Origin of the sequence: Tolypothrix sp. PCC 7601 (genome assembly GCF_025677855.1) — a bacterium.
Classification (GTDB): Bacteria; Cyanobacteriota; Cyanobacteriia; order Cyanobacteriales; family Nostocaceae; genus Aulosira; species Aulosira diplosiphon.
In genome coordinates, this window is record NZ_CP064879.1 from 7,705,659 (window position 1) to 7,729,673 (window position 24,015).

Below are 24,015 nucleotides of genomic sequence, written 5' to 3' on the forward strand. Positions count from 1 at the left end.
TTCTGCCGTTGAAATTTCTAATAATCCCTATGAGGGATTGAAACAATTACTCTGCAACCGTCTCTTGCATCGGCAAAAGTTGAAATTTCTAATAATCCCTATGAGGGATTGAAACAACAGTTTTACAAACACAATGCAAGCCACTTAGGGTTGAAATTTCTAATAATCCCTATGAGGGATTGAAACGTTTGTAATTGAACGTTAAACTACCAGTGCCTGCGATTGAAGTTGAAATTTCTAATAATCCCTATGAGGGATTGAAACTGGTTGTGGGGCTGGGGCTTGCTGCCTGTCGCTGGCTAGTTGAAATTTCTAATAATCCCTATGAGGGATTGAAACTTACTGATAAACAAAGTAAATTAAGCTTTTGCTTGGCGGGAGTTGAAATTTCTAATAATCCCTATGAGGGATTGAAACAGTTTTCTCTAGAGTGGCAATCATTGTATTTATAGTTGAAATTTCTAATAATCCCTATGAGGGATTGAAACTTGCTAATTTATCCTTTGAGACAGTTGTGCCATTGAGTTGAAATTTCTAATAATCCCTATGAGGGATTGAAACGCAGAAGTTTGCAACACTCACCCAATTAATCAGTGTTGAAATTTCTAATAATCCCTATGAGGGATTGAAACAGCACCTATCTGCCTCCAAACGGTTTATGCTCAAGTTGAAATTTCTAATAATCCCTATGAGGGATTGAAACAAGACTTCGCTCTTGGTCGTAGCTCCACAGCGTACTCAATCGTTGAAATTTCTAATAATCCCTATGAGGGATTGAAACGAGCCAACAATCAGTTTTTCTCGCAAGACGAAAAGGTTGAAATTTCTAATAATCCCTATGAGGGATTGAAACGTGGGTGAAGCAAAACAGCGTATGGAAGGATACCGTTGAAATTTCTAATAATCCCTATGAGGGATTGAAACGACGAACGGGCTAAATCTCCGTTTGCGGGGATTGACGCATATCGATAGCGCCTAACATACCCTACATTTGATGGGTTGAGGCTTGACAACTAGAGCAGTCAACTATCGATTGCTAAAGAGGCGTTGCATATTTGCGGGATGAATTCAGGCTTCTAGACAAAACTGAAGGTCGATTCTTTGCGCTTTTGCGCCTTTGCGTGAGACAAAAATCATCCCATCAATCAGCAACGCCGCTAAAGAAAATTATCGATAATCTATCACCAGTAATGCTATTGCTGGTATTCTGAAAGCGGCAAGGCCATTACCAGAAAATTGACAAAGCAAAAGAAAAACAATGGAAGTCGCTACAACCAGAGTTCCCCGTTGGTTCGTTCGCAGAGATATTGATGGTTTATTTGGGCTGGCGCTGGATAATTTTATTCAAATTTTATTGATTGTTAGTTTGTGCCAAACAGTTCTGGGCTTTCCGGCTGAGTTAGTTTATGGGCGGATTTTGCCTGGAATAGCAATCAGTTTGATTGTAGGCAACTTCTATTATGCCAGGTTAGCCAAAGAGCAAGGTAAACGCGAACAGCGCGATGATATTACTGCTTTGCCCTATGGAATTAATACCGTTAGTCTTTTTGCTTATATTTTTCTGGTGATGTTGCCTGTAAAATTGGCTGCAATTGCTGGTGGCGCATCTGGCGAACAAGCGGCTGAATTAGCTTGGCAAGCGGGTTTGGTGGCTTGCTTTGGTTCTGGGTTAATAGAATTTGCTGGGGCTGGAATTGGCGATCGCCTCCGTCGGTTGGCACCCCGTGCAGCACTTCTTTCTACTTTGGGTGGGATTGCAATCACTTTTATTGCTATTGGCTTTCTCTTTCGTACCTTTGCTAATCCTGTAGTGGGCTTGGTACCTCTGGGTGTAATTCTGGTAACTTATTTTGGGCGAGTGCGATTTGGCATACCCGGCGGCTTATTGGCTGTGATTTTAGGAATTGCTTTGGCTTGGGGAACTGGTTTAGTCAGTTGGGATCATGCCAAGTTTGCTGCTACTCTACAACCAATTAGGCTCTATCTACCTTCTTTGTGGTTGGGAGAATTATGGAATAGTCGTTCAGTCTTTTTGGAATATTTCAGCATTATTCTCCCAATGGGGCTATTTAATCTGGTTGGTAGTATCCAGAATTTAGAAAGTGCAGAAGCGGCGGGTGATAACTATCCAGCTGCGCCCTGTTTGGCGGTGAATGGGATTGGAACTTTGGCGGCTGCTATTTGTGGTTCCTGTTTTCCTACTACTATTTATATTGGTCATCCAGGCTGGAAAGCTTTAGGTGCAAGGATTGGGTACTCAGTTCTCAATGGCATCATCATGGGCTTGCTTTGCTTGACTGGAACCGTAGCGATGCTAGCTTACTTTGTCCCTGTGGAAGCGGGGATGGCGATTGTATTATGGATTGGGATTGTGATTGTGGCTCAAAGCTTTACAGCTACGCCATCGCACCATGCACCTGCTGTAGTTGTTGGTTTGTTACCAGGGATTGCTGGTTGGGGTGCACTCATCGCCAAGAATGCACTGCGCGCAGCAGGTTTGGGTACGGTGGAAAAACCTTTTACCCCATCCCTAATTGAGCAGTTTAAGTTAAGCGATACATATATTGATGGCGCTTTTGCTCTTGAGCAGGGGTTTATTTTTTCTGCGATGATTTTAGCGGGCATTACAGTTTACATTATTGAACGCAAGTTTCGCTACGCTGCCTATTAGTCTATCATCGCAGCTATTATTTCTTGGGTTGGGTTAATGCACAGTTATCGTTGGACTGTTGCAGATACAGTTGTGAATTTTGGCGCTGGAACAGGTGCGCCTTGGGCGATTGGCTATCTGTTGCTGGCAATTCTCTTTTTTTATGTCGATTGGCAAGAACGGCGGAAAAATTGAGCTATTTCTCCTGATTTCACTGCATAGGTTTTGCTTGCTCTCATCTACAGAAATAGCGGTTGAACTTGCATATCCTTGAGGGTAATCGTAAAATTCCGCTGTTGTGCGATCGCAATGAAGGAAATCACGGCTTCACAAGCCACTGCAACGGTTAACATTACCAAGTTGCGCGCCAAGGGATAATCACAGATATCATCATTCACATCAGAAGGAACGCGATAAACTTCATTCCAAATTACCTCTGCATAATCGGCTGATAGCCCAACATGAAGACAAGGAATATGGAATTTTTCTGCATAATCCTTGACTGCTTGACGGGCGATACTGTTATCAAAAGCATCGATAATTAGTTGGCTATCTTTGAGGAGTTGATTTGTATTTGCTGGTGTCAACTCCTTGGTTTTACCATCAATTTTTGTACCAATAGCGCGATATAAATTATTCGCCAAAATCTTCGCCTTAAATGCTCCCACATCGGAACGGTAGTAAGGCTGAGTGGAAAGATTACGTTCCTCAATGCGATCGCAATCTATCACAGTCAGTTTATCAAAACCAGACCGAGCTAAGTTTTCTGTGATGTTCGCTCCCAATGCGCCAGCACCACAGATAGTCACAGGATAATCCTTCAGCTTTTTCATTACAGCATTGCTGCGGTAAAGCTGTTCGTGAAAAAAAATGGACATAATTCGTAATTCGTAGTTCGTAATTCGTAATTAATTCACCAGTCTTGCTGTTCGATGACACCCACTAAGGATTGCAAATCAAAATCGCGATCGCGTCCACTCAAACAAATACCAGAACTAATTACAGTCAAATCTGTTTTTGCGATCGCACTTGTATGGCGAATTCCATCCGCAGTACGCCAATTAACTGTCCAGTAATCACCATGATCTTGGAATTGGCTTAACTCACCACCGCCTTGCTGTAAAGCTTTACGCAATCGCTTTTCATCCTGTTGGGGTTGACTAAATTCCGCAATTTGCTCAGTGGCTAATTCATACACTGTACGCATCTCTGGAGTCATCCCCTTAAATTGCAATTCCGCAACCGGAGTTAATTCCTTAATCGCAGATTGCAGAGTTTCAGCAATCATCGGATCGGTACGGCGATCAATTTCCTCAAACCAGCAAGACTGTCCATAACAACGGCTAATGATTTGCTCAAAAGCCACACCCTCAGTTACCAAATGAACTGCGATCGGCTTTACCACCTTCAACCGTTGACGCATATCAACTTCATTCACAGGATATGCTAACCAAGTTTGTCCCCGCAGTTGGTATGCTAACCGCAGTCGAATTTGGGGAAAATGTTGCAAGTATTCTGCAATTTGGGGTAAATCTGCTGATTCCACAACCCTTGCTGTTTTTGCATCCACAGGCTGAAATATACCCCAACCTGCAAACTGACGCGGCTTTGGTGTGAAGGTATAAACCATTCCCGCTACCTTTGTGCGAACTCGTCCACCTTTGACACAAGGCGCAAGGAATTGAGTTGCAGACAACCGTGCTTCTGCTTCCGCAATTTTACTGATTAGCTTACGGATATCAGGCATAAATCATACTAATTTATATAATACAAAGCTAGATAATACTTTTGCAAAATCAATTACTCTGTGTCTCTGTGGTTAGATTAATTATTTTTGAACCATAGAGAACACAGAGAAAAAAATAGATTGAATTACGAATTAATGTGCGTGCAAGTTGATGGAGCATTGCGTGTTCTCAGTTACTAGAGGGACTCCACTGGTGAGTTGTTACACACTCTTTAAAAGGTGGCTACTTTTAAGCCGACTTTCCAGGTTCTTCGCACTCCCCGTTCACACACGCCCACTGAATTTCACAGTGTTACCTTCCTCTCGTACTAGTATGTAGGCTCACACGAGTTAGGGCACGCAAGATATTAATATAATACACTATACTACAAAACTTGCTAAAGATAAAAAAAGAGATTTTACAGTTGTGCGATCGCCCCACTTAAAATTGCTCATAAATGGAACTGGTTGCAAGGCAATATTAAGATAAAATCATGAAGAAAACTAAACCTCATCTTTGAGATGGCAGAATATGATAATCTCTGTAAAATCCTCGCAGAAAAGTACCCTCTTGATTTTACCCGTTGGTTATTAAATCAAGAACCACAAAAAATTGAAATTTTAAAAACTGAATTGAGTATTGAACCGATACGTGCTGACTCAGTTACATTTTTACAAACAGAAAATCGGATTTTACACCTAGAATTTCAAACTACTATTAAGTCACAAACACCAATTGCTTTAAGAATGCTAGATTATTACGTGAGATTGACACGTAAATATCAAGTACCTGTCACACAAGTAGTAATTTTCCTACAAGAGACAAGTGACGAAATTGCCTTTACTGAGGAGTATATTAGTGAGGTAACAACCCACCGTTATCGAGTTATACGGATGTGGGAGCAAGATTCGGCAATATTTCTTGGCAATCTAGCGTTATTACCTTTTGCACCGTTAACGCGAACCGATTCGCCCGCTGCATTATTATCGCAGATTGCCCAGGAAATTGCTAAAATTCCAGATATAGAGACAAGACAAAATACTGCTGCTTACACTGAGATTTTAGCAGGATTAAAGTTTGAAAAATATTTTATTCGTCAATTGTTACGAGAGGAGCTTATGCAAGAGTCAGTAATTTATCAAGATATTTTGCAGAAGGGAGAACAAAGAGGAGAGCAAAAAGAAGCATTAAAATATACTTTACGCCTTATAAATAGACGTTTCGGTGAAATAGATTCAGTAATAATTGAACGTCTCCAAGTATTATCTACTGAGAAATTAGAAAGCTTAGGAGAAGATTTTTTAGAGTTTTCAAATATGTCTGATTTGGTTGTTTGGCTTGAACAAAATCCCAGTATTTAAAACTTTAAAATAGGTAATGCTTATTATTATAAATAATAAGCATTACCATAATTTAGAAATTACTTATCATCTCGTACAGGTAATGGAAGATCCATAATCTCCATTAGCAAATCTAGGCGAGAAGGACGCGCTAGGAGTGGGACAAGGTTCGGTAAGCTGTAGTAATCACCCGCAAAGGTAAAGGTTTCTACAGGTGCTTGCTGCTGCTTGAGTTGAGTCTCCAGCCAGTTGTAATGAGTGCCTACACGAACAATCACTACATTGGGGATTACCGCCAATTCTCGGCAATAGGTCTTGTAGACTTCACTGAAGTAAGGTGTAGCATTTTCACCTTCATCAGTTACCAAGATAATTTGGTCAACTACCTGCTTTTTCTTCCGCATTGCTTCTAATGCACAGCCGATACTAGTGCTACCACCTGCCCTGATGTGCTGGAAAGCACGCTCCCAATCGGTTAACTCTTTGCCCTGGGCGGTAATAGCATAGGGCATGGTATCAAAAGCATAGACATACAATTCTGCTTGAGCGATACCAGAGATCAGGGCAGCAAGTTGCTTACCAACTGCGATCGCATTCTCCATTGAGCCAGATTTATCTACAAGTAAAGCAGTAGGACGAGCGATCGCACCACGCCGTTTCACCTGCTCGTTGGTGACTTTTTCCAACTTCGCAACGGTATCTGCGTCTAAATCTGCGACATCTGCGGCAATCTGTGCTTTAAATGCTGCTACACGTCCACTCTTAGATGCTTCCTCCAGCTTGGCATCAATCAACTGCTTGATTTCTGGGTGATCCATTGCACCTTTCGCCTGCAGAGACTTAAGGCTGTTGATTACTTCCTGGGGAGTCATGCTATTGATTAACGCCACCAAGACAACTGGTGTTAGTTGCTTGATTGCACCAATTGCGATCGTGTAGGGAATGTTGAATTCCACAATTAGCTGTGCTTGTTCGGCGGGAGTTTCCGCTTTTGCAAGTTGCTTCAAAACATGGGCTAAAGAACCTTCTGGGGGAGTATCGCGAAACAGAATCGCATTTGCCCGTTCATTAGGCTTAATGTGTAGCGAAGCATATAAGTGCTTCATTGCCTTACGTCCCCGCAAAGCCGCGCGATCAAATAGTGCAGGATTGCTTTCCCTGGCTTTGAGGTAACGCCGCACCGCAGTCCGTGCTGAACGAGGTAGTTTATTTTGTTGCTGCTTCATAAAATCCACTACACGAGCCACCTGATAAGGCGGAAACTCTTGTAGCATCATAAATCCAGCGTCTCGGTGTTCGGTTAAAGTACTAGTTAACAGATGAGCAATAAATACTTCTTTATGGTCGCGAACATCACCATTGCGTTGATACCAAACTGCTAGGTGTCCGTAGAACAAGGGATCTAATTCAACAATTAACTTATGCACTTCTGCGACTTGCTCAAGTTTGCGGTGAGGTGTTGTGAGCAAACTATTGAGCATTTCCAAGCGCAAATCGCGTTCTGCAGTATTCATAAAAACCTCCTTAAATAATTTTGGATTGCAATCTAAAATCCAAAATCTAAAATCCAAAATTGAAGGAGGCAGATGTTGCACGCGGGGCGATAAATTTACCGCGCAAGTTGTAGAAGCGTTGTATATAACTGAATCAGAGTTATGTATGCTTCTGCGATCGGGGCGCGGCAACAACTGCCAATAATAAAGTTAGACACTCTTTATTTCTTCTCTTGGCGCACTCGGCGTTCTTCTCTTCGAGACGCTGCGCGTTGGCGGAAGCCTCTCGAAGAGAAGGCGGTTCATTTAAAAAAGAATCTCACGCAAAGGCGCAAAGACGCAAAGAAGAAAGATAAGACTATTGCAGAGAAACAACGGCTCCTGTTTCTTCTAGCTGTTGCTTGAGGACTTGGGCTGCTTCTCGATCCAATCCTGTCTGCACGACTTTAGGAAGAGAGTCTACAAAATCTTTTGCTTCCTTCAGTCCCAAGCCAGTTACCGTCCGAATGACCTTGAGTAGGGCAATCTTTTTCTCTGGCGGAACCGATACCAATAACACATCAAATTCCGTCTGAACTTGTAATTGAACCTCATCTTCATCGCGTTGATCAATTTGAATCAGCTTCGGTGTGGAAATATCAACATTGAAGGTTGCTTCAATCTGTTTGACTAGTTGAGAAGTTTCATTGAGAGTTAGAGATTTGATTTGTTCTAAAATTTCTAGGGTTTTCACAGACATGGCAACCTCCAATGAGTTGCATTTAACTCATAATTGATAATGAATAAAGACACTGCGTGCAAGTTGAAAAAGCTGTTGATTCACACACAGGATTTGTAGACGCTCTTTGAGCGGCTTCCCGGAGGGTACCTGTAATAGCTTGATTATAAGTCAAGTGCCTGTTCCAATTCGGCTAGTATGTAAGCTTTTTCGGTTAGGGCACGAAGTGAAAAGTTTATTGTTTAGAAAGTAGTTTTAAAATAACTCGAAGCTCTTTCTTGTTACATTGTCGTTTACTCACAGCATAAGATGTTATGCTGTAATAACGATGCCAAATAATATGGGCTAAACCTTTTAAACTATCCTTTGTATCATCATTTGACTCTTGGGGAAAATTTCCAAAGGTAATGAGATACCAAATATCATTCAGTTTTTGGTATTCATGATAATCATCAATGATGATAAAGTCAGTTTCTTGCTTGCTTGACCACTGCTTGCGAGGTACTTCCTCGACTCCACAAAGAATCCCAGTATCAGGATGGATATAGAAGCGATCGCGGTAACCCCAACCAAACGAAGTTCGATATCCTCGGTAAGGCTTCCGATAAACGACACCATCAATGATTTCTACATGACGTTCAACGTAATCCCATATATGACCGATAACGTGTTGTCCTGTCATTGTATTGGAATCTAATCGTTGACAGAGTTCGCTGTAAATATCATTCCAAGGTTGTCCGACTTTGGAACGTAACAGCCGACGCAAGGGGCCAAGATGATCTGAAAGATACTTAGATTTATATCTAGTTTTAATCAAGTAATGATTAAATAATCCATCCTCCGTTGCTTCTTGGGTGATTTTGTCTAGTTGCTTTTTATAGCCTGTCTGCTTTTTAAGACTAATTCTTGTCCCACGTCGAGGACGCTCAATCACAATTTCGCTCAAACGATGTTCGCTCATAACTTATGTAATTCAAATATAGGTTTGCAGATTGAATTGTTAGGCTACATAAGTTTGCGTACATCATTTAATTTACCTCCATATATGTGATTGAGTCCTGGTACTAAATTAATACAATTGGCATAATGGGAATTCCGCACAAGTTAGCAAAGCAGTTTTTCACAGTTGCCTTTACCATTTTGGCTACGCTCCCATAAGCGGGAGCGACAGGAATTGAACCTGTATTCCGTTTCCGGATAGAGTGTGTATGCTTCACAAATTGGGGCGCGGAATAAAGCTCAGAATTCGTAATTCGTAATTCGTAATTACATCAGCTAGATTTAATTTGGCGTTTGGGCGAAATTATTCCGTGCAAGTTTAACAAGCTTTTTACAACTACGGTCGCTCTTACCAAATATTGGCAGTGGGCACGCATATTAAATCTGCAAGAGATTTAATCATGCTTCGCTAGTTCGATCGCTCGAATTTTACTACCTTAGAACCGTTATCAATGTGTATGTATGCTTCTTATATTTGGGCACGGATTAATATCAAATTCAGGCAAAAAGAGAGATTTTTACATCTCTTTTCTTCCTTCTTCCTTCTTTACCCATAAACTGCTTCAGGACGAACAATTAAATCACCGCTAGGACGGCGATCAATTATGTAAGCTTCCAGGCGATCGCAATTTACATCCAAATGACGAGCCACCTGTTCCTTAACAGCAACATCATTCATCCCAGCGTTAATTCCTAGCTGTGTTTCTGTCGCATCAACAGAACGCCCTTCAAATCTAATATGTACCACTGTCATCACCTCCCTTTTAATTACGAATTACAAATTATTTAAGTGGATCTGATCGGGATTGAACCGATACCCTCCCTGTGAGAGTTGCACTCACACCTCATGCGAGTTGAAAAAGCTGTGGTTACAAACGCAGGAGTCGCACCTGCAACTTATCGTTTTCAAGACGATCGCTCTACTATTGAGCTAGTATGTAAGCTTTTTCTGTTAGGGCACAAGTGACATCTAGGAACTCTACCGTTAGAGCTGCAGACCCAAGAAAAGTATGTTTGCAATGCTCTAATGCAAGCGATCGCAACTTGAATTTAAGTTAAAGCAAGTAAAAACGTCAGAAACTTTTAGTTTTGCCTTTGCTTGCAACTTTAGTGTTCATAATACAAACGTAATACAAAAACTACAGAATGTCAAGGGCATACTACAAATTTTTTGAGAAGCGATCGCGCAGTCAAGCTCTTTTATCCCTAATTCCATAAGTAGATATAATTTTTGTGAATTATTGAGTAGAAAAATGACAGATAAATTCAACTTTTTTCAGCAGTGGTATCCTCTCTCACCAGTGGAAGATTTAGCGTTAGACCAACCCACTTCAGTGACACTTTTGGGAATGCGTTTAGTTATCTGGAAACCCAAATCATCTCAAAGTTTCCGGGTATTTTTAGATCAATGTCCCCACCGCCTTGCTCCCCTAAGTGAAGGGCGCATTGATGACAAAACAGGAAATTTAATGTGTAGCTATCATGGTTGGCAATTTGATGAGCAAGGAATTTGTACTCATATTCCCCAAGCGGAAAATCCAGAATTGGTAAGTAAGAATAAAGAAAATCTCTGCTCTGTAGCACTACCAGTTCGTCAGCAACAGGATTTACTGTGGGTGTGGCCAGACGCACAATCCAGCGAACAAGCAGCTAACACACCTTTACCTTTATCACCGCAAATAGATGCTACTAAAGGCTTTGTGTGGTCTTCTTATGTACGAGATTTAGAATATGACTGGCAAACCTTGGTGGAAAATGTGGCAGATCCGAGCCATGTTCCTTTTGCTCATCACGGCGTACAGGGCGATCGCGCTAAAGCAAAACCAATACCCATTAAAATTGAGCAATCAACACCACATTTAATTGAAGCGTCTTCAGAAGTACCCTTTCCCACAACCATCACTTTTGAACCACCTTGTCGTTTGGAGTATGCAATCCAGTTTGGTAACTCCGGAAAGCAGGTGGGACTGGTCACTTATTGCATACCAGTATCTCCTGGTAAATCTCGGATTGTTGCTCAGTTTACGCGTAACTTTGCCAAAACACTCCATCATCTTCGACCCCGTTGGTGGGATCATGTTAGCGAACGTAATGAAGTGATTGATGGCGATATGGTGCTGTTACAACAGCAAGAGTATTTTCTACAACAGACACAATCATCCCAAAGCTGGAAAACTTCTTTTCAACTACCTACAAGTGCAGATAGGCTAGTGATTGAGTATCGGAATTGGTTTGATAAATATTGTCAAGGACAGCTACCCTGGAATCAACTAGGGATAAATATTCCAGAAATTAGGCAGATCAATGACAATCACGAACAAGTTTTGGATCGCTATAAACAGCATACACAGCATTGTAGTAGCTGTCGCCAGGCTCTGAAAGTTGTACAACGGTTGCAGGTAGGACTTTTGGCATACTTTGCTATTACTGTTTGCGCTGTTGCTCTCCTTAGCGATGCATCACGACTTCAGCTAGGTTTACCTCTAACTCTAACAGCACTACTAAGTTTAGGAGTTTACGCTTGGTTGAAATTCAAGCTGATTCCGAAGTTTTACTTTGTAGACTATATCCACGCACAAAGATAGGGATTGCAGGTAAGTAGAGCAGTGCAATTAAAGATAGCTGGTAAGGGCTGTCATTAGTCATTGGTTAGGGTTTCAATACCCCGCATTCTGCTAGATAGTACCATTTGTCCAGTGGTCAGTCCATTAGGGTGCGTTAGCGCTACTCGTAACGCACCTCTTCCAACTTAAATTTTTCAGAATTCAAATCGGATTGCTATATTTTTTAAGAATTATACTAATTTGAAAAATTATTGCGATAGATAGCTTGCTAAAAGCTCAATCCATCTTTCTAAATCCCTAATTTAAAACCATAAATTGTATTAAACAATCATGCTGATGATTTATTATTAATAATTACCAGCGAAGCTCAATATCTTAATTATGACTCAATCAAATAATACCGGAATACTGGAAAAGTTTGTCAATACAGTAATGGGGGTAAAAACAGAAAATCAACAACAGCCTTCAAATACATTAATCGCTACTACGCAAGCACTGGATATCAGAGCAGTTTTAGTTTACAAACTAGGGACTATCTTACAAATAGCAGCTATGATGCTGGCTTTACTGGGAATGGAAAAATTAGTAATGCTGATTGATAAAAATTCTCACCTGCCCAGTTGGTTTAGCACTTTATTAGCTGTATTATTTTTCGCTTTATTAAGTATTCGTTCGCGAATTTTTTCACTCTTAGATAACACCCGTTCTCGTAAGACCTATGACCAGGTAATCAGACCAAGATGGGCACCTCCACCTTTAGTATTTCCTATAGTTTGGATGATTATTGCAGTTTTGCGGGTAATTTCTTCCGTATTAATTTGGCAGCAAATGCATCACCAATTTTTAGCACTGCCTTTAATTTTATTTGTGGTGCATTTGGCTTTAGGAGATACTTGGAATACGATTTTTACTGTAGAACGGAGATTAGGTGCGGCTGTTCCTGTGGTTATTTTAGGCCCTTGGTTATCTGCTCTAGTAGTGACGGCAATTTATTGGCAAACTAATCCTGTAGCGGGAATGATTTTTTCGTTTTCTTGTATCTGGCTAACTGTGGCTGCTGTATTAGTATTTAGAATTTGGCAATTAAATGGTTCAGAGCCATTGTATCCTTTAAAACTCACACCAGTGGAAAAATAAATACTCAAAATTAATTTTGACATCAATAGCAGTAGAGAAATTAGCAATCTACCATTCAAAATGGTAGGAGATACAGCACTTTTGAAGTAAGTGTACATCATGAGTAATGAGTAATGAGTAATGAGTAGGAAATTGACTTATTACTCATTACTTTTTTCAATTAGTTGCTGTACCTCAGAAACATCGCATCTGCTGTATCTGCAATCTCCCAAAAGTGTTATGCATCATTGGCTGATTACATTCAATTTCCACCCAGGCTTACCACCAATTGGTAGAAGACTCAAAGCCATACTTTGTCATAACTTTGAGACAAGAACTCTGGAACAAGGATCAGCAGGACAAATGCGATCGCACATCTGTTACCCGAAAGTCGTTTTGTCTTTAATCCCCATGAGTAACATGAGGAGGTTTTATTCGCTATCCTCTAAAACCGTCCACTTGTCAAGCAGGCGTAACTTTTGTTAACCTAATTCTAGGAAATATATCAAGCTAATGTTGCAAAACACCGGAGAGTAAACACAATGGACATCCCAATGGATTTGAACTTAGAGCAGAAATTCAACCTCAAAGTTTACGAAGAACAAATTAAGAACTTAAACCAGGAAGAATCGCAAAAGTTGCTTTTAGAAGTAATGCGCCAGTTAATGGTCAAAGACAACATGATCAAGCATCTTCTCAAGCAGGCGTAGCTAACTGGGAATATTTGTGAGTTTCCCACAGCACAAATAAGAACAAAAAGATATGCAAAGGCTTGTCTAGATTAGACTGCAAGCCTGCTCCTTTCTCTAATGGCATTTATAAATAGTTCATAGTTTTAGTGCAGCTCATCCGTAAGGAAGCTCACCCCATAAAATTAATTACAACTTATCTCTTATTTATTCCCATCACCCAATCCCCAATCCCCAGTCCCCATTACCCCTTATCCCCAGAGGGGGCCCCGAGTTCCCCAATCCCCATTACCCCTTATCCCCAGAGGGGTCCCCGAGTTCCCCAGTCCCCAGTCCCCAATCCTGACTGGGGATTTTTTGTTAAGGATTGTTACTTAGTTTCTCATAACTGAGACTGAGATAGCTTTCATCTTTTATGTTCTATATTGTCTTGTTCAGGGAACAGGCAATCAAGTTTCAGAGAAAACCGAATTTTTAAGGAGAGCGAAATGCTTGATGCTTTTTCTAGAGCTGTAGTTTCAGCAGATGCTAGCACTTCTACCGTATCTGATATTGCTGCTCTGAGAGCCTTTGTTGCTAGTGGTAACAGACGTTTGGATGCTGTAAATGCGATCGCAAGCAACGCTAGCTGCATGGTTTCTGATGCTGTAGCTGGAATGATCTGCGAAAACCAAGGTTTAATCCAAGCTGGTGGTAACTGCTATCCTAACCGTCGTATGGCTGCTTGCTTACGCGATGCAGAAATCGTCTTACGCTATGTAACCTACGCTCTATTAGCTGGTGACGCTTCAGTTCTAGATGATCGTTGCTTAAACGGTTTGAAAGAAACCTACGCTGCTCTAGGCGTACCCACCACCTCTACAGTACGTGCCGTTCAAATCATGAAGGCTCAAGCTGCTGCTCACATTCAAGACACTCCCAGCGAAGCTCGTGCTGGTGCCAAATTGCGTAAGATGGGAACCCCCGTTGTTGAAGATCGTTGCGCTAGCTTAGTTGCTGAAGCTTCTAGCTACTTCGATCGCGTAATCTCTGCTTTGAGCTAATTGATTGCCACTTGCAATTCACTCAACAGATTGACATCCAACACAGTTTAAATAAAAAGCCTTTTGGGAGATTTAAGAAATGAAATCAGTTGTTACCACCGTAATTGCAGCAGCAGATGCCGCAGGTCGTTTCCCCAGCACCTCTGATTTAGAATCCGTACAAGGTTCTATCCAACGTGCGGCTGCACGTTTAGAAGCTGCTGAAAAGCTAGCTAACAACATTGATGCAGTTGCAACCGAAGCTTACAACGCTTGTATCAAGAAGTATCCTTACTTGAACAATTCTGGAGAAGCTAACTCCACCGATACCTTCAAAGCTAAGTGCGCTCGTGACATCAAACACTACTTGCGCCTCATCCAATACTCCTTGGTTGTTGGTGGTACTGGCCCATTGGATGAGTGGGGTATTGCTGGACAACGTGAAGTTTATCGCGCTTTAGGCTTGCCTACTGCTCCTTATGTTGAAGCTTTAAGCTTTGCTCGTAACCGTGGTTGTGCACCTCGTGATATGTCTGCTCAAGCATTGACTGAATACAATGCTTTACTAGACTACGCTATTAACTCTCTCTCCTAGTTAATTGCCACTCTTGTTATTGAGTAACGAGGGTACATTATGACCCTACAAACCTGGAGGTTCTTCGCTCTTTGCTTTGCCTGATAAGGTTGAGTAATGGTAAAGAATCTCTGGGTTTGTTTTGTTATTGGTCATTGGTCATTTGTCATTGGTCATTTGTCATTAGTTATTGGTAATTCATATCAAGTCTGGCTAATTACTTACAATATGGTTGGTCTTATTGGATATTAAGAATTGGTAATTGGTAATTGTTAAACTGTATTTTTCTTTCCCAATCCCCAAGAGACCTCCACAAAAAGAAATGCCCAATTGTCATTGCGAATGTAGCGAAGCGAAATGAAGCAACCGCAAAATATTGGGATTGCTTCACTACACTCCGTTTCGCTCGCAATGACAGCTTTTGGATCAATCATTCTGTGGAGTTCTCCAATCCCCAATCCCCAGTCCCCAATCCCCATTCCCCATTCCCCATTCCCCTCAAACTAAAGAATATTTGCTGAAGGCTGAACCACTAACAGCTAACATTTATATATTATGGATAAGCGCTTTTTTAATTTCTTTAATCTCACAGAAGACCAGGCGATCGCTCTTTTGGATACACCTCAAGACCAATTGAGCGAGAACGATTCGCGCTATATTGCTGCTTCTCATTTAGTCAACTTTCCTACAGAACGCTCAATCAATGCCCTTATCCGTGCGGTGCAGCAAACTGATCCCTCGTTGGATAATCGGATTGTCCGTCGTAAATCAGTAGAGACTTTAGGACGACTCAAAGCCACAACAGCTTTGCCATTTATACGTATATGTCTGTTTGATGAAGACTGCTATACTGTGGAAAATGCGGCCTGGGCGATTGGGGAAATAGGGACTCAAGACACGGATATATTAGAGGATGTGGCGCAATTGCTGGAGAAGCCAGGTCAAACCTATCGAGTAATTATCCATACATTAACCAAGTTTAATTATCAACCTGCCCTAGAACGCATTCGCAAATTTGTGAATGACAGCGATCCACCTACAGCTAGTGCTGCGATCGCCGCAGTTTGTCGTTTAACTGGCGACTATTCCCAAATGGCAAAAGTGGTGCAGATATTGCAGCATCCGAATGTTTTAGGAAGGCGGTTGTCTATCCAAGATTTGATGGATGCACGTTACTATGATGCAATTCCTGATATTGCCAAATGTCCTGTATCCCTAGTTTTTCGGCTGCGAGGCCTTCGCACATTAGCAGAAGCGGGAATCTCTGAGGGGGCAATTACTTTTGCGAAAATCCAACCATATTTAGAGCAGACATTATACGATCATCCCCAGGATTTAAATTTAGTCCATAGTTATGATCGCCTCCCCACATTGGAAATTTTAATTCGCGGCTTGTACGAAACTGACTTTGGACGCTGTTATTTAGCAACTAAAACCATTTTGGAGCATTACGCCGATGCTGCGCCTGAGGCTCTATTTGCTACTTATGCCGCAGAAGCAAATAATGATTATGGCGCTCATTTTCATGTAATTAAGTTGTTTGGTTGGTTAAAACATGCGCCAGCCTACGATTTAATAGTGGAAGGCTTGCATAACAAACAACCACAGTTTCAAAAATCAAGAGCAGCAGCTGCGATCGCACTCGCTGAACTCGGAGATCCAAAAGCGATTCCCGAACTGAAAGCCTGTCTAGAAACTAAAATCTGGGATCTGAAGTATGCAACATTGATGGCATTAGAAAAACTGGGTGATATCAGCGAACATAAACAAGCAGCACAAGATAGTGATTGGCTAATTGCCGCTAAAGCCTCAAGTACCCTGAAAAATCAAGAAATCACAGCCTAATTTTTCTTTTATTAAATCTGATTGCTCCTGTAGAAATCAATACATAAAAAAATGCCGACAACAGAAGAACTATTCCAACAACTAAAACACCCCAACCCCCACCTCCGCGACCAAGCAATGTGGGAATTGGCGGAAAATCCTGATGAAACAACTATTCCCCGGTTGATGAGTATTCTCGATGAAGAGGATACCACTTATCGGCGGGCTGCTGTGAAAGCTTTAGGTGCGATCGGCCCTGATGCAATCACACCTTTAGTACAAGCCTTACTTAATAGTGATAATGTTACCGTTCGTGGTAGTGCCGCTAAAGCACTGGCGCAAGTTGCCATTAATCATCCTGATGTTCCCTTTGCTGCTGAAGGCGTACAGGGTTTAAAAACTGCTCTTGATGACCCCAATCCCGTAGTCCATATTGCTGCTGTGATGGCGCTAGGTGAAATTGGTTCTCCTGTGGTTGATGTTTTGATTGAAGCATTACAAACTACAGACAACCCAGCACTGGGAATCTCAATTGTGAATGCTCTAGGCTCAATTGGCGATAGTCGGGGTGTGGAGGTTTTACAATCCCTAATTGAGAATGAATCAACCGATTCCTATGTGCGTGAGTCCGCTACTAGTGCATTATCGCGCCTAGAAATGACAACGAAGTTTCAGCGGGGAGAAAAATAATCCCAATAGGAAGAAAAAAGCTTGGTAAAGGAAATATCTGTGGTTTGTAAAATATCAGCATAAACCACAACAAAGTTCCTTTTCTTTTCTAATTGTGTACAGCAAATTGGAACTAACCAAGATACTGAATTAAGAATATGAAAAACACCATCAACAGTATTCATTGCTAGAATGCGACCATACATTAAAGTCCATCTATTAACGCCATGATTACGCAAATAATGGTTCAACCATCATCTTGGGTAGAATCTGGAATCCAAATTAGCAAAGTTAGAGATTTATATCTATTCAAATTTACTCCAGATCTGCAATCGCGACTCGATCAACTTAATGACAAGAAAAAGACTGATATGCTGACATCACAAGAAGAAGCTGAACTAACAGGAATATTAGAACTCGACCGCATTTTTACCTTGCTCAATGCTAAAGTTATTGCCGAATCATGACGGTTAATGATGCAACTAGTACAACACGGCATAAATAAATAGACCATATTGGTGGGAGAATAAATAATCAGGTTAAAACCCGTTTTGGGCGCGGATTAAGGAATCAAGGTGTGGCTAGATTAAATCCTAAAATATTAAATTTAAGCGATGGCGAGCGGGATCAACTCCAACAGTTGATAAACAGACACAACACGCCGCAACAGATAGCGCTACGAGCCAAAATAATTGTCATGGGATCAGAGGGTCAAAATCATCGTGAAATCGCCCGAAATTTAGACATAAATCGTCAAACGGCGCGTTTATGGCGAAATCGGTGGTTGGAAACTGAGGGGAAAGAATTATCAATTGAGCAGAGATTACAAGACTCTGAGCGTGTTGGCGCACGCCCGAAGTTTAGTATGGAACAAGTAATCGAGTTGTTTGCATTAGCTTGTTCCCCACCATCCGATTATGGAAGACCAATAAGTCATTGGACAGCAAGAGAACTAGCGAACGAAATCATCAAACTTGGAATTATTGAAAGCATATCTGTCCGCCATGTTGGAAGATTACTTGAAGAAGCAGAACTTAAACCTCACCAGAGCCGCTACTGGTTAACCCCCCTGAGGACGAAGAATTTGACGCAAAAGTTGAAGATATTACTGGTTTATACATCAATGCGATTGAGCGGCATCTTCAGGGAGAACGTACAATATCCATTGATGAAATGACAGGAATTCAAGCTACTGAGCGCTTAGAAAAAGACTTACCTGTGCGACCAGGCAAAGTCGAAAGAAGGGAATTTGAGTATATTCGTCACGGCACGCAAAGCTTAATTGCCAGCTTTGATGTTGCCACTGGTCAAATTGTCCAGCCGACTTGTTCAGATACCAGAACGGAAGTTGATTTTGCCCTTCATGTTCGCCGAACAATTGAAACTGACAGTGATGCTAAAAAATGGCATCTGATTATGGACTGCCTTAACACTCATCAGTCTGAGTCTCTAGTTCGTTTAGTTGCACAAATTGAAGGTTTGAATATTGACCTGGGTATTAAGGGAGAAAGTGGCATCCTTAAATCAATGAAATCCCGCACTGCTTTTTTGAGTGATCCAACACACCGGATTGTGTTTCATTACACACCTAAACATTCCTCTTGGCTCAATCAAATTGAGATTTGGTTCAGTATTTTGGTTCGCAAGTTACTCAGAAGAGCCAGTTTCGTCAGTCAGGATGATTTGAAAAATCGAATCCTCAAGTTTATCGACTACTTTAATCAAACAATGGCTAAACCTTTTAAGTGGACATATAAGAGCAAAGTTTTGGCTATTTAATGGTCTGCTTATTTCCGCCGTACTGTACTAGAAAGTTAGTCAGGGAAAGAGCAAAATACTTATGTGAATACTGTCACGCTTTGGAAGAAGCAAGTGCTGCTTTATTTGCGATCGACCATATAATTCCGCAATCTTTTCCTAACTCTTCCGATGAGCCTGATAATTTAGCATTGGCTTGTCAGCGTTGTAATGGCTATCGCTACAACTTTACAACTGGCATTGACCCGGAAACTGGGAAAAATTTTCCTCTTTTTAATCCTCGTTAGCAAAAATGGTCTGAGCATTTTATTTGGTCGGCAGATGGTTTGACGATTATTGGTATTACAGAAACAGGACGAGCTACTTGTAATCGTTTAGATTTGAATGATGAGCGCCATAATGAGAGTTCTATTGTCAAAGCGCGGCGGCTTTGGATTAAAGGTGGTTGGCATCCACCAGAAGATGATCCAAGATTGGAAAGTTAGGCCTCAAGCTATTTGCAGTTTTATGGAGTGCCTGTAACCTTTCCCAGATACCACAACTTCCTGCATCTTCACAAATTAGATGGCGCAAAGAGGCTGACCGCAAGGTATTATCAATTACGAATTCATTTTCTCCCGCCATGTCAGATTCCCAAGCAATTAGTGCCGCAGTCGCCAAACTCTACAATACCTATCCCTTCCCTCCAGAACCGTTATTAGATGAACCGCCTCCTGGTTATAACTGGCGCTGGAACTGGCTGACAGCCTATAACTTTTGTACCGGACAAAAACCCGCACGCAACAATGTCCGCATCCTCGATGCTGGGTGTGGTACGGGGGTGGGAACAGAATACTTAGTACATCTCAATCCGGATGCGGCGATTGTAGGCATCGATTTGAGTGCTGGTGCATTAGCTGTAGCTCAAGAGCGCTGTCAAAAATCAGGGGCAACCAGGGTAGAATTTCATCATCTGAGTTTGTTTGATGTGGAGCAGCTTGCAGGTGAATTCGATTTAATTAACTGTGTGGGAGTTCTGCACCATACCCCTGACCCCATTCGCGGGATTCAAGCTTTAGCGAAAAAGCTATCGCCTGGCGGAATCATGCATATATTTGTGTATGGTGAATTGGGGCGTTGGGAAATTAAATTGATGCAAGAAGCGATCGCACTTTTGCAAGGCGATCAACGCGGTGATTATACTGATGGTGTAGCAGTGGGAAGACAAATATTTGCTGCTTTACCAGAAAATAACCGCCTGCGCCAGCGTGAACAGGAACGCTGGTCTTGGGAAAATCAACGCGATGGCTACTTTGCAGATATGTATGTCCATCCTCAGGAAATTGATTACAACATCAATACTGTGTTTGAGTTAATTGATGCGTCGGGGTTAGAGTTTCTCGGCTTTTCTAATCCCCAGATTTGGAATTTAGAACGATTGATTGGTCAAGCACCGGGATTGATTGAACGTTCTCAAAATTTAAGCGATCGCCAACGCTATCGGTTAATTGAACTCCTAGATCCCCAAGCAATTACTCACTACGAGTTTTTCTTAGGACGCAGTCCCATTAATAGAGAAAATTGGGCATCAGATGCCAAACTGATGTCTGCAATCCCCGAACCGAGTCCTTGCATTCAGGGATGGCGAGATAGTCAACAATTCTTTAATCAAGACTATCAGATTGTGCGTCTTAATGATGCCGAGTGGCAGTTTCTCCTCGCCTGTGATGGAAATCAGACAACAGCGCAAATTTTGCAGTCAGTGGATGCAAGTTTAGCAGATGTGCGATCGCTCCAAAAACAGCAAATCATTCTCCTCACTCCCACAAGTCTATGAGTAGTACTTTAGAGAATTAATCCAATTAATGATGTTCAGTGGTTATCTCTCTGCCATTAAATATCTCAATTCTTTATAAAATTGCTCCCTTCTGCGTTTAATTAAGCGATATCGCTTGTATTTGCGAATGCAGCTTTTAGCTATCGGCTTGATTAGAAGTGCGAGTGCACTCATTAGGATGATAAAAGATACCATTAGAATGATTATAGGAAAAGCAGGGTTTGTACTCATTTTGCTTGAAAATACGGGAATTACTGAGGAACGACATCCGTATTTTTGTGTATTTATTTCAGCAATTTCGGATTATTATTTCAGTATTTATACTATTTAAACTTTACATAGCAAGAATTACAGGGATTAGGGACTTCCAACTTAAAAAATAGACAATCGCTTTGGGGAAAAGGTGTACCCCTGCGGGGAAGCAAGCTACGCGTAGCGTCTCCGCAGGAGAAAGGGTAAGGGTTAAAGGTTTTTTCTTGCCCCTTTTCCCCTTACCCGACAAGTATTGTGACAGATTGTCGGGGCAAGGCAGTGCCCATACGTGTCAACTTAACGTGAAACCCTCTTGGTTGCAAGGTTTCGCCCTCACCCCCAGCCCCTCTCCCACAGGGAGAAAGGAGCAAGAGATTTAGTTCTCCTTCTCCTGGGGGAGAAGGGGTTAGGGGATGAGGGCGCGAGGTATTTGTACAACGCCCGCCCTATATCGCTTTTAGCTTAAGTTGACACCAATGGGCAGTGCCCATGCCCCTACAATCTGTCGCATTCTTTTTTCAAATTGGTATTACCACAATTATTTTGTGGATGACTCTAAATCATGTTCTAAATTAATATCCTTTTCTGGTGGGATAGCTTCATTTATTTTTGTAATTACATCACAGTTCTTTTGCTGCCACTCTTTCCAGGAATTTTGAATAGCTTCTTTTTGTTCTTGAGTTAGCTGCCAAGAAAGTGGAGGACTAATCTTGCCAGCAGGAAATGTAATGTTAACGTGGTTAATTTCTATCCCTTTTTTACAAGATTTCTCCTTCAAAAATTGCAGCTTTCTTTCGTTATCAGTATGATTGTAACCACATTCATATTTGTCTTTCAAAAGTTTGATATTTAATGAATTACTGCCATTTTGTGTAGAACTACGCACGTTTAATAAAGCGAGTAATGAACCAATAACTTCCATCTGCCATCCAGGAGCGCCTTCTTCTTGTTTTGGTAACTCATTATCAGGAAAGGCATTTATTTGTAATAAAATAACTTTTTTGATTTGGTTATTTTGAGTTGATTCTAAAAGTTGATCTAGTAATTCGATACTAGTAACTATACCAAAATTGTCGAAGTAGCCACCATCAGCTACATGATAATTCCAATTGGTTTCTTCACTAGGACAGCACACAGGAGAAATATAAGGAAAAGTAGCGGATAATCGAGCAGATGTAGTCACATCAATGTCATATTCTGGATAGAGCTTGTTAAAGTCTATAGAGGTGCGATTTTCTTGCTGACTTTCTTTACTAAAAGTCATTGGACTAACTAAAAAACGCCGTCCATCTTCAACTAAGGTTGCATTAAAAATAGGAATAGGAATGATTCCTTCGTCAATTTTCTCTCTCCAGCTACTTAAACTTTCATCGGGATTTTCCATTTCTCCTTTCCAGTCTATTTCGATAGCTGTACCTCTGTCTTGCTCAGTTTCGGCATGATCATTCTTATCTTTTTCTTTTGGCACAACAAAAGGTAATCCAATAAAACGAAGTAAATCGGGATAAGCTAACCCCCATCCTGTAGCATCCAAACTATCTTCTGTAGCGCTTTTAAAAATTTTTGCTAATTCATCTACTTCTGGATAACCTTGCGCGCCAAATCTATCCAAATAAAACATTGTGCCCACAGAACCACCAGAAACTGCACTAATCCAACCAATTGCTTTGGTAAATTTATTTCCAATTGCTTCTTGTAAACCTGTCAAAACTTGAGTTGTCCATCCAGATGCTTGAATACCACCGCCACTTGCACAAACTACTACTAAAGTTTTCTCATCACTTTGTTGATTTTCTAGCCGTTTATGGATAATATCAATCCATTTTTCTGTTGTCGGTTTTGGCAGTTTATTTTTTAATGGGTAGATTTTGTAAAAATGGTCTACTTGAAAAATTTTATAAGAGGCAGATGAAATAACACAAAATAATAAGAATGTGGGAATGCGAGACACATCATTAAAGAAGGAAATTCCTCCTAGCCATACGACCATCAATGACAAAATCAGAGTGATATAAAAAAGCGCAGGTATTTCTAATCTGTTAGTAATTGGACGAGGTTTAAAGATAATATAACCAAAGCCATAAATCATTAGTATTAGTAAGGAAAACCCTACCATTTCAGCAATCCCGTAAGATAATACCCCAGGTTCATCTATATAACCTTTTCGTATCCTTTCCGGTAAAAAATCGATTATTGCCAATAATACCTGTTTTAAAGATTGATTGGATTTAAAGAAAATCTTAGCAAAGTAGTCTGTGATTATGACTAAAACACCTAAACCAATGCCGAATATAATTCCCCAAATTTGCTGGCTTTTATCTCCTATTTCTATTTCTTTTTTAGAAAGCTGAATCGCCTTGATGATAATAGGAAGACTCAAGATGATAGCGCATAGATATTGGATAATTTCTGGAATTGCTGTAATTTCTGGTAACCGAGGCACATCAAAACGAATCTGGGAGTTATACCAGATTACATCCAACACTTGAATTGTCGAAAGTCCTGCTAAAACCGCACATCCAATTACTAAAATTAACTGATTATTAGCACGTAGGACAAACAAGTTTTTCAACATTGGTGATAAACCAGTGTCAACGGCAACCTTGGGCAAGAAAAACAGTATTAAGCCCACAATTATAGGTACTCGGAGAAAGAAAATATATTGTAAGAAGTCGTAGAAATATTGCAAAGCAATACCTAGACATGCCAGTACTGCCCACAAGATAATACCACCAAAAACCTGTTGTCTCTTTTTCATAACAAATTTCTGTAAGTATACAAATGAAGCAACCCCATCAATTGTG

General features: G+C 41.0%; 20 protein-coding genes, 1 tRNA gene, 2 pseudogenes and 1 CRISPR repeat array. Of the genes and pseudogenes, 14 read left to right on the plus strand and 9 right to left on the minus strand.

What is annotated here, in order from left to right; translation table 11 throughout:
- Positions 1-7: 7 nt before the first annotated feature.
- A CRISPR array of direct repeats spans positions 8-924; the repeat unit is 37 nt; unit sequence GTTGAAATTTCTAATAATCCCTATGAGGGATTGAAAC.
- Between the two features lie 334 nt (positions 925-1,258).
- Positions 1,259-2,845: pseudogene (locus HG267_RS31215) on the plus strand (NCS2 family permease).
- Between the two features lie 44 nt (positions 2,846-2,889).
- Here HG267_RS31215 and HG267_RS31220 read toward each other — a convergent pair.
- On the minus strand, positions 2,890-3,528 hold the full coding sequence (locus tag HG267_RS31220; RefSeq protein WP_045870821.1) for a HesA/MoeB/ThiF family protein: 639 nt from the start codon (positions 3,526-3,528) through the stop codon (positions 2,890-2,892).
- A 35-nt stretch (positions 3,529-3,563) separates the two neighbouring features.
- Positions 3,564-4,397 carry a hypothetical protein gene (locus tag HG267_RS31225; RefSeq protein ID WP_045870822.1) on the minus strand — a complete coding sequence of 278 codons (834 nt, stop codon included), beginning with the start codon at positions 4,395-4,397 and terminating at the stop codon, positions 3,564-3,566.
- A 501-nt stretch (positions 4,398-4,898) separates the two neighbouring features.
- On the opposite strand from HG267_RS31225, the gene HG267_RS31230 reads away from it, so the two are divergent.
- Positions 4,899-5,738, plus strand: coding sequence for a DUF4351 domain-containing protein (locus HG267_RS31230; protein ID WP_045870823.1), 840 nt, complete (start codon positions 4,899-4,901; stop codon positions 5,736-5,738).
- 59 nt (positions 5,739-5,797) lie between these two features.
- Here HG267_RS31230 and HG267_RS31235 read toward each other — a convergent pair whose 3' ends face one another.
- From HG267_RS31235 to HG267_RS31255, 5 genes are all read right to left on the minus strand, one after another.
- On the minus strand, positions 5,798-7,231 hold the full coding sequence (locus tag HG267_RS31235; RefSeq protein ID WP_045870978.1) for a vWA domain-containing protein: 1,434 nt from the start codon (positions 7,229-7,231) through the stop codon (positions 5,798-5,800).
- Positions 7,232-7,568: 337 nt separating this feature from the next.
- On the minus strand, positions 7,569-7,949 hold the full coding sequence (gene rplL / locus HG267_RS31240) for a 50S ribosomal protein L7/L12 (protein ID WP_045870824.1): 381 nt from the start codon (positions 7,947-7,949) through the stop codon (positions 7,569-7,571).
- A gap of 214 nt (positions 7,950-8,163) precedes the next feature.
- Positions 8,164-8,889 carry a hypothetical protein gene (locus tag HG267_RS31245; RefSeq protein ID WP_045870825.1) on the minus strand — a complete coding sequence of 242 codons (726 nt, stop codon included), beginning with the start codon at positions 8,887-8,889 and terminating at the stop codon, positions 8,164-8,166.
- 585 nt (positions 8,890-9,474) lie between these two features.
- Positions 9,475-9,675 carry a hypothetical protein gene (locus HG267_RS31250; protein WP_045870979.1) on the minus strand — a complete coding sequence of 67 codons (201 nt, stop codon included), beginning with the start codon at positions 9,673-9,675 and terminating at the stop codon, positions 9,475-9,477.
- 118 nt (positions 9,676-9,793) lie between these two features.
- A tRNA-Ser gene (locus HG267_RS31255) sits at positions 9,794-9,868 on the minus strand.
- A gap of 312 nt (positions 9,869-10,180) precedes the next feature.
- Here HG267_RS31255 and HG267_RS31260 point away from each other — a divergent pair.
- The 5 genes from HG267_RS31260 (at position 10,181) to cpeA (ending at position 14,913) form a co-directional block, all read left to right on the plus strand.
- Positions 10,181-11,512 carry a Rieske 2Fe-2S domain-containing protein gene (locus HG267_RS31260; RefSeq protein ID WP_045870826.1) on the plus strand — a complete coding sequence of 444 codons (1,332 nt, stop codon included), beginning with the start codon at positions 10,181-10,183 and terminating at the stop codon, positions 11,510-11,512.
- A gap of 360 nt (positions 11,513-11,872) precedes the next feature.
- Positions 11,873-12,628: a TspO/MBR family protein gene (locus tag HG267_RS31265; RefSeq protein ID WP_045870827.1), complete on the plus strand. Its 756-nt coding sequence runs from the start codon at positions 11,873-11,875 to the stop codon at positions 12,626-12,628.
- Positions 12,629-13,149: 521 nt separating this feature from the next.
- Positions 13,150-13,317, plus strand: coding sequence for an NblA/ycf18 family protein (locus HG267_RS31270; RefSeq protein ID WP_045870828.1), 168 nt, complete (start codon positions 13,150-13,152; stop codon positions 13,315-13,317).
- A gap of 467 nt (positions 13,318-13,784) precedes the next feature.
- On the plus strand, positions 13,785-14,339 hold the full coding sequence (cpeB, locus tag HG267_RS31275) for a C-phycoerythrin subunit beta (RefSeq protein WP_045870829.1): 555 nt from the start codon (positions 13,785-13,787) through the stop codon (positions 14,337-14,339).
- Between the two features lie 79 nt (positions 14,340-14,418).
- Positions 14,419-14,913, plus strand: coding sequence for a C-phycoerythrin subunit alpha (gene cpeA, locus HG267_RS31280; RefSeq protein ID WP_045870830.1), 495 nt, complete (start codon positions 14,419-14,421; stop codon positions 14,911-14,913).
- Between the two features lie 251 nt (positions 14,914-15,164).
- On the opposite strand, the gene HG267_RS31285 is transcribed toward cpeA, so the two are convergent.
- Positions 15,165-15,371 (minus strand): hypothetical protein, encoded by a 207-nt coding sequence (locus tag HG267_RS31285; protein WP_045870831.1) that lies wholly within the window; start codon positions 15,369-15,371, stop codon positions 15,165-15,167.
- A gap of 76 nt (positions 15,372-15,447) precedes the next feature.
- Between HG267_RS31285 and HG267_RS31290 the strand changes: the two genes are divergently transcribed.
- From HG267_RS31290 to HG267_RS31320, 7 genes and pseudogenes are all read left to right on the plus strand, one after another.
- On the plus strand, positions 15,448-16,737 hold the full coding sequence (locus HG267_RS31290) for a HEAT repeat domain-containing protein (RefSeq protein ID WP_045870832.1): 1,290 nt from the start codon (positions 15,448-15,450) through the stop codon (positions 16,735-16,737).
- Positions 16,738-16,788: 51 nt separating this feature from the next.
- The gene (locus HG267_RS31295) at positions 16,789-17,406 is read left to right on the plus strand and encodes a HEAT repeat domain-containing protein (RefSeq protein WP_045870833.1); all 618 of its coding nucleotides are present in this window, start codon (positions 16,789-16,791) and stop codon (positions 17,404-17,406) included.
- Positions 17,407-17,612: 206 nt separating this feature from the next.
- A complete protein-coding gene (locus tag HG267_RS31300; RefSeq protein WP_045870835.1) occupies positions 17,613-17,852 on the plus strand; it encodes a hypothetical protein in 240 nt (79 codons plus the stop codon).
- Between the two features lie 110 nt (positions 17,853-17,962).
- Positions 17,963-18,562, plus strand: a complete 600-nt coding sequence (locus HG267_RS31305) for a helix-turn-helix domain-containing protein (RefSeq protein ID WP_263419991.1) — start codon at positions 17,963-17,965, stop codon at positions 18,560-18,562.
- Entirely contained in the window at positions 18,559-19,164 is a 606-nt protein-coding gene (locus tag HG267_RS31310) for a transposase (RefSeq protein WP_045870252.1), read from the plus strand. The genes HG267_RS31305 and HG267_RS31310 overlap by 4 nt, the downstream gene beginning before the upstream one ends.
- Positions 19,164-19,628, plus strand: a pseudogene (locus HG267_RS31315) (HNH endonuclease). Before HG267_RS31310 ends, HG267_RS31315 begins: the two are co-directional and overlap by 1 nt.
- A 137-nt stretch (positions 19,629-19,765) precedes the next feature.
- Positions 19,766-20,959: a class I SAM-dependent methyltransferase gene (locus tag HG267_RS31320; RefSeq protein ID WP_045870836.1), complete on the plus strand. Its 1,194-nt coding sequence runs from the start codon at positions 19,766-19,768 to the stop codon at positions 20,957-20,959.
- Positions 20,960-21,749: 790 nt separating this feature from the next.
- Here the strand turns inward: HG267_RS31320 and HG267_RS31325 are convergent.
- Positions 21,750-23,969 carry a hypothetical protein gene (locus HG267_RS31325; protein WP_052335228.1) on the minus strand — a complete coding sequence of 740 codons (2,220 nt, stop codon included), beginning with the start codon at positions 23,967-23,969 and terminating at the stop codon, positions 21,750-21,752.
- Positions 23,970-24,015: the final 46 nt, after the last annotated feature.

Bases quoted from the DNA above. Each gene is read 5' to 3' on its own strand.
- HG267_RS31220 (WP_045870821.1), bottom strand. From the start codon at position 3,528: ATGTCCATTTTTTTTCACGAACAGCTTTACCGCAGCAATGCTGTAATG.
- HG267_RS31225 (WP_045870822.1), bottom strand. From the start codon at position 4,397: ATGCCTGATATCCGTAAGCTAATCAGTAAAATTGCGGAAGCAGAAGCA.
- HG267_RS31230 (WP_045870823.1), top strand. From the start codon at position 4,899: ATGGCAGAATATGATAATCTCTGTAAAATCCTCGCAGAAAAGTACCCT.
- HG267_RS31235 (WP_045870978.1), bottom strand. From the start codon at position 7,231: ATGAATACTGCAGAACGCGATTTGCGCTTGGAAATGCTCAATAGTTTG.
- rplL (WP_045870824.1), bottom strand. From the start codon at position 7,949: ATGTCTGTGAAAACCCTAGAAATTTTAGAACAAATCAAATCTCTAACT.
- HG267_RS31245 (WP_045870825.1), bottom strand. From the start codon at position 8,889: ATGAGCGAACATCGTTTGAGCGAAATTGTGATTGAGCGTCCTCGACGT.
- HG267_RS31260 (WP_045870826.1), top strand. From the start codon at position 10,181: ATGACAGATAAATTCAACTTTTTTCAGCAGTGGTATCCTCTCTCACCA.
- HG267_RS31265 (WP_045870827.1), top strand. From the start codon at position 11,873: ATGACTCAATCAAATAATACCGGAATACTGGAAAAGTTTGTCAATACA.
- HG267_RS31270 (WP_045870828.1), top strand. From the start codon at position 13,150: ATGGACATCCCAATGGATTTGAACTTAGAGCAGAAATTCAACCTCAAA.
- cpeB (WP_045870829.1), top strand. From the start codon at position 13,785: ATGCTTGATGCTTTTTCTAGAGCTGTAGTTTCAGCAGATGCTAGCACT.
- cpeA (WP_045870830.1), top strand. From the start codon at position 14,419: ATGAAATCAGTTGTTACCACCGTAATTGCAGCAGCAGATGCCGCAGGT.
- HG267_RS31285 (WP_045870831.1), bottom strand. From the start codon at position 15,371: ATGGGGATTGGGGACTGGGGATTGGGGATTGGAGAACTCCACAGAATG.
- HG267_RS31290 (WP_045870832.1), top strand. From the start codon at position 15,448: ATGGATAAGCGCTTTTTTAATTTCTTTAATCTCACAGAAGACCAGGCG.
- HG267_RS31295 (WP_045870833.1), top strand. From the start codon at position 16,789: ATGCCGACAACAGAAGAACTATTCCAACAACTAAAACACCCCAACCCC.
- HG267_RS31300 (WP_045870835.1), top strand. From the start codon at position 17,613: ATGATTACGCAAATAATGGTTCAACCATCATCTTGGGTAGAATCTGGA.
- HG267_RS31310 (WP_045870252.1), top strand. From the start codon at position 18,559: ATGACAGGAATTCAAGCTACTGAGCGCTTAGAAAAAGACTTACCTGTG.
- HG267_RS31320 (WP_045870836.1), top strand. From the start codon at position 19,766: ATGTCAGATTCCCAAGCAATTAGTGCCGCAGTCGCCAAACTCTACAAT.
- HG267_RS31325 (WP_052335228.1), bottom strand. From the start codon at position 23,969: ATGAAAAAGAGACAACAGGTTTTTGGTGGTATTATCTTGTGGGCAGTA.